Annotated in this window: 11 protein-coding genes; 6 read left to right on the top strand and 5 right to left on the bottom strand. The window is 67.0% G+C overall.

The genetic code is table 11. The features are described from left to right. Positions 1-141: 141 nt before the first annotated feature. The 3 genes from ACSC1R_RS15380 to ACSC1R_RS15370 all read left to right on the top strand — a co-directional run bounded on the left by ACSC1R_RS15380 (position 142) and on the right by ACSC1R_RS15370 (position 2,964). Positions 142-747: a protein sorting system archaetidylserine decarboxylase gene (locus tag ACSC1R_RS15380; RefSeq protein WP_439026602.1), complete on the top strand. Its 606-nt coding sequence runs from the start codon at positions 142-144 to the stop codon at positions 745-747. A gap of 36 nt (positions 748-783) precedes the next feature. Beyond that, complete coding sequence (locus ACSC1R_RS15375) at positions 784-1,932, top strand: hypothetical protein (protein WP_439026601.1); 1,149 nt, start codon at positions 784-786, stop codon at positions 1,930-1,932. A 66-nt stretch (positions 1,933-1,998) separates the two neighbouring features. Beyond that, positions 1,999-2,964 carry a metal-dependent hydrolase gene (locus ACSC1R_RS15370; RefSeq protein ID WP_439026600.1) on the top strand — a complete coding sequence of 322 codons (966 nt, stop codon included), beginning with the start codon at positions 1,999-2,001 and terminating at the stop codon, positions 2,962-2,964. Between the two features lie 29 nt (positions 2,965-2,993). Here the strand turns inward: ACSC1R_RS15370 and ACSC1R_RS15365 are convergent, their stop codons facing one another. Together ACSC1R_RS15365 and ACSC1R_RS15360 are read right to left on the bottom strand one after the other, a co-directional pair. Further along, positions 2,994-3,899 (bottom strand): winged helix-turn-helix domain-containing protein, encoded by a 906-nt coding sequence (locus tag ACSC1R_RS15365; RefSeq protein WP_439026599.1) that lies wholly within the window; start codon positions 3,897-3,899, stop codon positions 2,994-2,996. Positions 3,900-3,969: 70 nt separating this feature from the next. Beyond that, on the bottom strand, positions 3,970-6,141 hold the full coding sequence (locus ACSC1R_RS15360) for a CDC48 family AAA ATPase (RefSeq protein ID WP_439026598.1): 2,172 nt from the start codon (positions 6,139-6,141) through the stop codon (positions 3,970-3,972). Positions 6,142-6,240: 99 nt separating this feature from the next. On the opposite strand from ACSC1R_RS15360, the gene ACSC1R_RS15355 reads away from it, so the two are divergent. Continuing rightward, complete coding sequence (locus tag ACSC1R_RS15355) at positions 6,241-6,375, top strand: DUF7128 family protein (protein ID WP_435318576.1); 135 nt, start codon at positions 6,241-6,243, stop codon at positions 6,373-6,375. Between the two features lie 31 nt (positions 6,376-6,406). Here the strand turns inward: ACSC1R_RS15355 and ACSC1R_RS15350 are convergent, their stop codons facing one another. Then, on the bottom strand, positions 6,407-6,649 hold the full coding sequence (locus ACSC1R_RS15350; protein ID WP_439026597.1) for a DUF7508 domain-containing protein: 243 nt from the start codon (positions 6,647-6,649) through the stop codon (positions 6,407-6,409). Next, positions 6,649-7,071 (bottom strand): DUF5796 family protein, encoded by a 423-nt coding sequence (locus ACSC1R_RS15345; RefSeq protein WP_439026596.1) that lies wholly within the window; start codon positions 7,069-7,071, stop codon positions 6,649-6,651. Before ACSC1R_RS15345 ends, ACSC1R_RS15350 begins: the two co-directional genes overlap by 1 nt. Positions 7,072-7,145: 74 nt before the next feature. On the opposite strand from ACSC1R_RS15345, the gene ACSC1R_RS15340 reads away from it, so the two are divergent. Together ACSC1R_RS15340 and ACSC1R_RS15335 are read left to right on the top strand one after the other, a co-directional pair. Then, entirely contained in the window at positions 7,146-7,430 is a 285-nt protein-coding gene (locus ACSC1R_RS15340; protein ID WP_439026595.1) for an acylphosphatase, read from the top strand. A gap of 36 nt (positions 7,431-7,466) precedes the next feature. Beyond that, positions 7,467-7,949: a hypothetical protein gene (locus ACSC1R_RS15335; RefSeq protein WP_439026594.1), complete on the top strand. Its 483-nt coding sequence runs from the start codon at positions 7,467-7,469 to the stop codon at positions 7,947-7,949. Positions 7,950-7,973: 24 nt separating this feature from the next. On the opposite strand, the gene ACSC1R_RS15330 is transcribed toward ACSC1R_RS15335, so the two are convergent. After that, a complete protein-coding gene (locus ACSC1R_RS15330; RefSeq protein ID WP_439026593.1) occupies positions 7,974-8,738 on the bottom strand; it encodes an aldo/keto reductase in 765 nt (254 codons plus the stop codon). Positions 8,739-9,089 lie beyond the last annotated feature (351 nt).

The following is a 9,089-nucleotide window of genomic DNA, read 5'->3' as shown; positions in this document are numbered from 1 at the left end:
CATACCGGTAGTATCAGCGGTCGGGACGATAACCCTGCGCTCTAATCTGTAAGCATCGGTGGAGCGAAGACTCTAGCTGATTAGAGGAATCGCGGCCCGAAACGCACAAACCCATCGCCATCGGCTTCTGAAACGACACCAATGCGCTTCGTTCCCCAGGGCCGCCGGTTCGCCGCCGTCCCGCTCGCGCTCGCTCCCATCGCCAGCGTCGTCGCAACCCCGATTGCTGGCCTCGTCTGCGTCTTGCTCGGGGCTGCGACCTTGCACTTCTTTCGGGACCCGCCACGCTCCCCGCCCGACTCGGGCGTCGTCTCCCCGGCCGACGGCCGCGTCTCGGTCGTCCGCGAGGAAGACGATGGCCGCCTGCGCGTCGGCGTGTTCATGAACGTCACCGACGTGCACGTGAACCGGGCACCCGTCGCGGGCACGGTCGAGTCGGTCGAGCACTCGCCCGGGCTACATCGCCCCGCGTTCTCGAAGGACTCCGACCGGAACGAGAAGGTTCACATTCGGCTCGACACCGACGACGGGCCGACCGAGGTCACCCTCATCGCGGGGGCGTTCGCCCGGCGCATCCACCCCTGGGTGGAGGGCGGCGAGCGCCTCGACCGCGGCGAGCGCCTCGGCCACATCGCGTTCGGCAGCCGTGCCGACGTGCTGTTCCCGCCCGAGGTCGAGAAATCGGCCCTCCAGGTGTCGAAGGGCGATACGGTTCGCGCCGGTGAGACCGTGCTCGTCGACCGGTGACACAAGGTTTACCCTCACGGCCGTGAAGCGTCCTGTGTGAACTGGGAGGCAGTTCGACGCCGATTGCCGACCGCAAGCGGCGACACCGACGACCTCACAGAGTCCGACGAGGACTCCGACACGGAGACCGACGACAGCGAAGCGTCGCCGGGTCTCTCCCGACGACGACTCCTCGCCGGGGTCGGCGGCCTCGGTGCGCTCGGGGCGGGCAAGGCCGTCGACAACATCTTCCTGGGCTACGGCGTGCTGATGGGGACGAACCTCCTGACGCAGGACACCGCCGAACTCGCCGGTGAACGACTCGGGCCGACGCCCTTCGAGACGACCGTCGCGGACCGCCGGCTCGCGGTCGAGGGCGGACAGGTGCTCGTCGGTGGTGAGGACGCCAGCGACGACCTCGAACCGGTCACTGCCCTGGCCGCGTCCCCGGCCGACGCGGCCGCCATCGACGACGAGTACGGGTTCCCCGGCGTCGTCGAAGAACTCGTTCGGGACGACCCGCCGCTCGCGGCGACCCTCGGAGAGACCAACGCGAGCGACGTCGAGGGGCTGCGGTTCGAGTTCCACCAGTACGAGGCGTTCTTCGAGCGGGTCCGGAACGCGGATGCCAGACCCTTCAGCGTGATGCGACTCCGGGGTGACCGGTATCACCCCATCGGTACCGAGACGGTCCGGACCTTCACTCAATCCGACCCGTCGGACCCGAAGGCGGTCATCGAGGGTCTCGTCGGAGGCTTTCGCGAGTACTCGGGCTACGACATTCCGCGGTACACCGCCGGCTCGCTGGAGGACAACGTCCTCATGGGCCACGGTGACCTCCGCCGACACTTCGAGTCGCCGACCTCTTTCGAGGCGCTCCTCGACGGGCGCAACACCGGGCTGTTCTGCTACGAGTTCGTCCACCGCTCCATCGAGGCCCTGCACGCCGTGCCGGCTCACGAACAGACGGTCCCGGTGTTCGGTGGCGTGGTCACCGACGACCGCCACAAGCACGCCTACACCGTCGTCGGGAGCGTCGTCAGGGAGGACGACGGGCTGGTCGTGCCGGTCACGTTCGTCGACTACACCCACTCGACGTTGTACGACGACCTGTACGTCCGCGGACTCCTCGGACGTGGCCTGCGCGCCTACGACGACCGCCACCGGGCTGGCGAGATATACTGGAACAGCTACGCCCGCGTCTGAGAACCTGCCGAGGCGAATCTCTGGAAACCCATCGGATTTTTGTGCGACCCCACAGGATAGTGGGTCGTGTACATCGGGCACGGGCTCCTCGGCTTCGCACTTGGTGGGATACTCGGGTTGCGCCTCGGCACGAGTCGGTCACGGGCACTGACGATGGCGCTCCTCGCGGGCGCGTTCGGGATGGTCCCCGACGTGGACCTCGCCTACACCGTGTACGTCGTCGTGAAAGCCGGTCCCCAGAACGTCTTCCCGACGACGGAGTACGTCTGGGCCGAAGCAGGCTCCTGGGCCGTCCATCGCAAGCTGACACACTCGCTCGTCGTCGGTTGTCTCGGCGTCGCCGTCGTCTCGTGTATCGCGGCTGGCGCTCGCGACGACGTCCACCCCGCCATCGCGTTCGGCGGGCTCGGGGCGGCGCTCACGGCGCTGTTTGGCATCGTCCTCTCCTCGCACGAACTCATCGGGCTGTTGACCCTCTCGCTGTACGTCCTCGCGAGTGTCGGTCTCACCCTGTGGGCTGTCAGACGAGAACTCCCGACCCCGCTGGTCGGGGCGGCGGCGGCCATCGGGCTGCTCACACACCCCTTCGGTGACGTGTTCATGGGGACGCCACCAGCGTTCCTCTACCCACTCGCGACGGTCGGCCCCGCAGAGAAGATTGCCCTCGCACCCGACCCGACGGTCAACCTCGTCACGCTGTTCGCCCTCGAAGTCGTCCTCGCGTGGGCGGCCATCTGGACCGCCATGGAACTCACCAGCCGGCGACTCCGGAGCTACGTCACGGCTCGCTCGGTCCTCGGCGCCGGATTCGCGGCCTCGGCGCTGGTCATCCCGCCGCCGACGCTCGACCTCGCGTACCACTTCGCGCTCGGAACAATCGGCCTCGGCGTGGCCGTGGGCGTGATGCCGTCGCTCGTCGTGACCGGTGGCTACGACCGGGAGACCGTGTTACAGGGCCTCGGGACGAGTCTGGCGACGGTGACGTTCGCCATCACCGGCTACCTCGTCGCCTACGTCGTGTTGACGCCGTAGGCGGTGCCGGATTCGATTCTGCCCGGTTCTCACGCCGTTTCGCGACGTTCCTCGACGATGGTGAGGTCCCGGTCGACCGTCAGGACGAGTCGGTCCTCGTCCAGCGAGAAAGACAACTCCGCCCGGAGCGGGTCCTCGGCGACGATCGTCGCCGTCTTCGTCGCCAGCCAGTCGTGGTCCCACAGTGGTTTCTTGCGTACGTCGACGTCGTGCTCGTGCAGGAACGCGACGATAGCGGGATGCGCGAGCAGGGCCGCCCCGAGGTCGCTGTGCATCTGCTTGCCACACCGGCCACACTCGTTCCGGACAGCGACCTCCCACCCGTCCTCGTCGGTCAACCAGTCCGGCGGGTCCGGGTCTGTGCTGGCGAGGAGACGTCGCGAGAGCGGGCCATCACACGTCGCACAGAACCCGAACTCGCTGATGTGGATGTGCCGTTTCAGCCAGCGGTCGACGACAGCAGGCGCCTCCTCGCGTGACCGCCCCTCCATCACCCCGGCCGGGACCTCGATGTTGGTGAACTGCTCGCCACACTCCGGGCAGTCGACGCGGATTCGGTCGACCTCGAAGGCGAGTTCCATCTCCTCGCCACAGAAGAGACAGCCGGACCCGACCGGCACCGTCTCGGCGTCCATCGTCTTCGTCAGGCCACCCGAGAGGACACCGCCGACGACGCGTTCGCCGGCGGTGGTGAGTTGGTAGCCGCCAGTTTCGTCCTCCTCGTCCGCTCGCTTCCGGACGAACCGGTCGGTCAGCTTCCCGAGGTGGTAGTTGAACTGGCCGGTGTCGCGCATCCCGACGCGCTCGCGGAGCCGGGCGAACGCGAGGGGTTCGTCGGCCTCGTTCAGGGCTTCGAGGATACGAAACCGGGTCTCGTGTGATATCAGGGCGAACGCTTCCTCGGGCGGGAGCTGTTCGACGACGACGTCGCTCATGGGCGACCTGTTCGTGAAGTGGTACCAAGGAAGTTCTGGTGGACCGTCCCGGTCGGAGGTCCTATCGACGTTACAGGCGCCTTTTCGCCGCCTCGAAGTGTCGCGCCTCGACGACGAGTTCGCCCGACTTCGCGTTCGCCTCCTCTGGCGAGAGGCCGTCGGCCAGTTCGCGGATGGCACGCATCGAGGCGTCCCTGACCAGCGCTTCCACGTCGGCCCCGGTGTAGCCCGCCGTCTCGCTGGCGAGTTCGTCGAGGTCTACGTCATCACCGAGCGGTTTGCCCTCGGTCTTGACCTCCAGAATCTTGCGGCGGCCCGCCTCGTCCGGTTCCGGCACCTCGATGTGGGTGTCGAGGCGACCCGGGCGGAGCAGGGCGCGGTCGATGAACTCGCGGCGGTTGGTCGCTGCCAGCACGACCAGGTTCGGGTTCTCCGCCAGGCCGTCGAGTTCGGTCAGGAGCTGGGAGACGACCCGCTCGGTCACCTCGTTGGTGTCATGGTCGCGTTCGCCCGCGATGGCGTCGAGTTCGTCGAGGAAGATGATAGAGGGCGCGGACTGCCGGGCGCGCTCGAACACTTTCCTGACGGCTTTCTCGGACTCGCCGACGTACCGGTCGAGCAGTTCCGGGCCGTCGACCCGGATGAAGTTCACGCCGGACTCGCCGGCGAGAGCACGCGCGAGCAGCGTCTTCCCCGTTCCCGGCGGGCCGTACAGGAGGACCCCCGAAGGCGGACTCGTCTTGGCGGCCTCGAACAACGGCCCGTAGCTCAGCGGCCACTCGATAGCCTCACGCAGCGTCTGTTTGGCGTCCTCCAGCCCACCGACGTCTGAGAAGTTCACGTTCGGTTGCTCGGCGATGTACTCGCGCATCGCCGAGGGTTCGACCGACGCGAGGGCCGCCTCGAAGTCGCTCTTCGAGACCGAGGGGTTGCGGTTCCACTCGGCCCGCGCCTCGTCCTCGGTCGGGCGGTGGCGGATGGCGACCATGGCTGCCTCGCTGACCACGCTGTCGAGGTCTGCGCCGACGAACCCGTGGGTGCGGCTGGCTATCTTGTCCAGGTCGACGTCGTCCGCCAGGGGCATCCCGCGGGTGTGGACGTCGAGAATCTCACGGCGACCGCCCTCGTCGGGGACGCCGATCTCTATCTCGCGGTCGAAGCGGCCGCCACGGCGCAGTGCCGGGTCCAGCGAGTCGACACGGTTGGTCGCACCGATGACGACCACGTCACCGCGGGCCTCCAGCCCGTCCATCAGCGAGAGCAACTGGGCGACCACGCGGTTCTCTACGTCGCTCTCTTCGTCGCGTTTGCCCGCGATGGAGTCTATCTCGTCGAAGAAGACGATGGAGGGCGCTTCCTCCCGGGCGCGCTCGAACGTCTCGCGTATCTTCTCTTCGGACTCGCCCTTGTACTTCGACATCACCTCGGGCCCGGAGATGTTGATGAACGACGCGTTCACCTCGTTGGCGACCGCCTTCGCGATGAGCGTCTTCCCGGTGCCCGGCGGACCGTAGAGGAGGACACCCCGCGGCGGGTCGATGTTGAGCTTCTGGAACAGTTCCGGCTCGGAGAGGGGGAGTTCGACCATCTCGCGGACCAGTTCCAGCTCGTTGTCCAGTCCACCGATGTCCTCGTAGCTGACGCCGCTTGGCTTCTCCGGTGGTGGCGACTGTGGACCTGCGCTCCCTTTCGACTCCGTGCCACGCTCTGTCGGGGTACGCGCCCCCGGGTCGTAGGATTCGCCCTCGACGACGATTTCGGTGTCGCTCGTGATTCTGACCGGGGAGTCGGGCGTGGTGGAGACGATACGGAAGGGCGTACTGGAGATGCGCTCCAGCCGGATGCGCTCGTTGACGCTGACGGGGCGACCGTCCAGGTCGCGCGTGATGGCGCGCTGGATGATACCGGTGGGGACGCGTTTGAGGGTCTCCGGGGGTGCGAGGTGGATGGTTATGGCGTCCTCGACCTCCCTGGCCGAGACGGTGACGCTCTCACCGACCTTCGCGCCGGCGTTGGCCCGGGTGTCGGCGTCTATCTGGACGACGCCGTCCGGGACGTCGGGGCCGGCAGGCCAGACCTTCGCGACGCTCCGGCGTGACCCTTCGATGACGACGGTGTCGCCGCTCAACACGCCGAGGGCCTTCCGGGCGGACTCGGGGATGCGGGCGACACCGCGGCCGGCGTCGCGCTTCTCGGCGGCTCGAACCGTCATGACCAGGTCAGTCCCTGCCTGGGAACTCATACCAGATTATTTTCATCGGACTGTCTTGAGAATTGCCCTCTCGCCCTGCCTCGATACTACGGGTGAGGTTCAAAGGCGTTCGGCGGGTAAGACACCCACATGGTCGCGAAACGAGAACGCGACGGCGAGACCTGGTTCGAATGTGAGGACTGCGGGCTCATGTTCGACGACCGGACCGACGCGAAAGCCCACGAGTCGGCCTGTACGGGGGAGGAACCGGCGTACCTGCAGTAGTGGCCGCTCGGAAGTGTTCGTGGTCGCAGTGTCAGAGGCGGTCGCGGTGCGTTTCCGCCAGCTCGGCAGCCTGCTCTCGGGTCTGGGCGACCTCCCAGCGGACCGTGGCCGCGTCGCGGTACGAGAGTGCCGACTTCAGTTCGTCGCGCAACACGCCGTGACCGATTTCGACGACGTTCCCGTCCTCGTCGCCGAGTTCGTACATCCCGAGCCGGTCGGGCACCGTGCCGAGGACCGACCGGTCGAAGTCGTGCCAGCGCTTCGCCAGTGGCATCAGACGATCTCGTAGGAGTGCTCGCTGATCTCGTCCTCGGCGAAGACGAACACGCGCCCGCGGGCCTCCTCCGGGTCGGCCTCGACGGTCACGCGGACGCCGCCGCGTTTGACCACGACACCGGGGAACAGCTCCTCTTCTTCGCCGGTGTCGAGGAGCAGGCGGCCGACGCCGGTGGATTCGAGGATGTCGTCGTCCGTCTTTCGGTCGTTGACGTAGACGAGGACGCCCTCGGTCTCGGTCGGGTCCGTGACGAGCACCTGGACGTGCTTGCCCGGCGGGCACTCGACACTTCCTTCCTTCTTCTCGGGGACGCCGTAGTAGAACACCGACCGGCCGTCCGTGTACTCGACCGACACGCCACCGTCCTGTAGCTCGATGCCCAGGGTGCTGGGCGCGACGTTGCTGCGGTGCTGGGACATGGGCGGAGGTTGGTGGTCGGGTGGGAAAAGCGCGCCGAAGAACGTTTTTCCGGTGTCCGTCCCACGTTCGGCATATGCCAGCAGCCGACCGAACCCGCGCACACGTCTTCGTCTCGGGCCGCGTCCAGGGCGTCTACTACCGGGCGAACACCCGCGATACGGCACAGGAGAACGGAATCGACGGCTGGGTCCAGAACCTCCGCGACGGCCGCGTCGAGGCCGTCTTCGAGGGTCCGGAAGACGCCGTCGAGTCGATGGTCGAGTGGTGTCACGAGGGCAGTCCGGCCGCGAACGTCGACTCGGTCGAGGTCGAGTACGAGGAACCGCAGGGCGAAGACGGCTTTCGTATCCGCAGGTGAACAAGACACTTACAGTACCAGTTCGACGGTAGCCACATGGGTCCCCTCTCCCGTCGCCGTGCCCTCCAGCTCGGCGCAATATCCACAGCCACCGCTACCGCCAGCCTCACGGGCTGCCTCGGGTACTTCGCCGACGAGGCGACCGTGCAGGTCCGCGAGGTCGTCGTGGTCGACGACCAGACCGCCGATATCGAACTGTTCCGGGAGCGCTGGCGCGACGACAGACGAATCGCGGTCACCGTCGACGACGCCTACCGCGACGCCTTCGAACCACTGGACGACGCGACCGTCTCGGCCGACCTCCACCGGCGGTTACGACACGAATATCAGGAGGTCGGCTACCTCGTCGGCGTCCAGTGGGACGAGAACGACGCGCTGAACGAGTGGCGGCCCCGCGAGGAGTTCAACCGCGTCAGGGTCGGCGACACGGTGAAAGCCAGCGGTCGCGACGGCGAACTGAAGATCCACTCTGTCGTCGAGGAGCGAGGACAGGAGTGGACGGTGAAGACGCAGGCGTAGGACGGCGACAGCCGAGCAATCGCACTACTCCGGGAACAGTTCCTCGCCGCGGTCGAGGTCGTCGATGCGGGCACACTCCTCGTCGGTGAGGCCGATTTCGGCAGCGGCGAGGTTCCCCTCCTGGTGCGCACGACTCCCTGCTTTGGGAATCGTCACGACGCCCTCCTTCTGGCAGAGCCACGCGATTGCCACGTCGGCGGGGGTCACGTCGTGGGACTCCGCGATATCCGAGAGCACCGGGTCGTCGAACACCGTCCCCTGTGCCAGCGGGGAGTACGCGACCACCGTCTCGTCGTGCTCGCGGTTGTCGGCCAGCAGGTCCGGCGTCTGGAAGAACGGGTGGTACTCTATCTGGTGGGCGAAGATGGGCGCGTCGAGGTGCTCGCGGGCGGTGGCGAGTTCTTCGTGGGTGAAGTTCGAGACGCCGACGTGTTCGGTCAGGCCGTCCTCGACGAGTTCGTCGAAGGCTGGGAGGGTCGTTTCGGGGTCGTACGCCTCGATGGGTCGGTGGACGTACAGCAGGTCGACCGAGTCGACGCCGAGGCGGTCGAGACTGGCTTCCGTGCTCTCGCGGACATCCTCGGGGGCGAGGTTGGTCGCCCAGACCTTCGTCGCGAGGAAGACCTCGTCTCGGGGGACGTCGCTCGTTGCGAGCCCCTCGCCGACGACGGCTTCGTTCTCGTAAATCTGTGCGGTGTCGAGGTGGCGATAGCCCGCGTCGAGGGCGTTCGCGATGGCGTCCGGGTCGTCGATGCCCATCGTACCGAGGCCGACTCTGGGGAGTGTCATAGAAGAGAACTCGGCTCCGAGTACGAAATTCTTCTGTGTGGTGGGTCGGAGTCGGCTGGTGGTCGGGAATCGCCTTCGGGAGTGGTGGTTTGGGCTGTCGGTGTCGCTGGTGTTGCAGGGTTGCGTGCTGGCGGTGTCTCCGAGAACCAGGTCACGACTGCCGATGGCGATGGAGACCGCCACCGCCCCAAACCGCCCCGCACCGCAGCCACACCCTCCCCAGCCGACTCCCTTCGTTCCGTTTCACTCCACTCCGGTCGTCCCTCGCACGATATCGACTCGCGGCCTCCGGCACGCGAGTCAGCGTGCGCCGCCCGGCTGTACCGATAGCAAGAACACCACCCAGATCAG

Origin of the sequence: Haloarchaeobius ordinarius (assembly GCF_051801355.1) — an archaeon.
In the GTDB taxonomy this organism is placed as follows: domain Archaea; phylum Halobacteriota; class Halobacteria; order Halobacteriales; family Natrialbaceae; genus Haloarchaeobius.
This window is presented reverse-complemented; position numbering and strand designations above follow the sequence as displayed.

Bases quoted from the DNA above. Each gene is read 5' to 3' on its own strand.
- ACSC1R_RS15380 (WP_439026602.1), top strand. From the start codon at position 142: ATGCGCTTCGTTCCCCAGGGCCGCCGGTTCGCCGCCGTCCCGCTCGCG.
- ACSC1R_RS15365 (WP_439026599.1), bottom strand. From the start codon at position 3,899: ATGAGCGACGTCGTCGTCGAACAGCTCCCGCCCGAGGAAGCGTTCGCC.
- ACSC1R_RS15360 (WP_439026598.1), bottom strand. From the start codon at position 6,141: ATGAGTTCCCAGGCAGGGACTGACCTGGTCATGACGGTTCGAGCCGCC.
- ACSC1R_RS15355 (WP_435318576.1), top strand. From the start codon at position 6,241: ATGGTCGCGAAACGAGAACGCGACGGCGAGACCTGGTTCGAATGTGAG.
- ACSC1R_RS15350 (WP_439026597.1), bottom strand. From the start codon at position 6,649: ATGCCACTGGCGAAGCGCTGGCACGACTTCGACCGGTCGGTCCTCGGC.
- ACSC1R_RS15345 (WP_439026596.1), bottom strand. From the start codon at position 7,071: ATGTCCCAGCACCGCAGCAACGTCGCGCCCAGCACCCTGGGCATCGAG.
- ACSC1R_RS15340 (WP_439026595.1), top strand. From the start codon at position 7,146: ATGCCAGCAGCCGACCGAACCCGCGCACACGTCTTCGTCTCGGGCCGC.
- ACSC1R_RS15335 (WP_439026594.1), top strand. From the start codon at position 7,467: ATGGGTCCCCTCTCCCGTCGCCGTGCCCTCCAGCTCGGCGCAATATCC.
- ACSC1R_RS15330 (WP_439026593.1), bottom strand. From the start codon at position 8,738: ATGACACTCCCCAGAGTCGGCCTCGGTACGATGGGCATCGACGACCCG.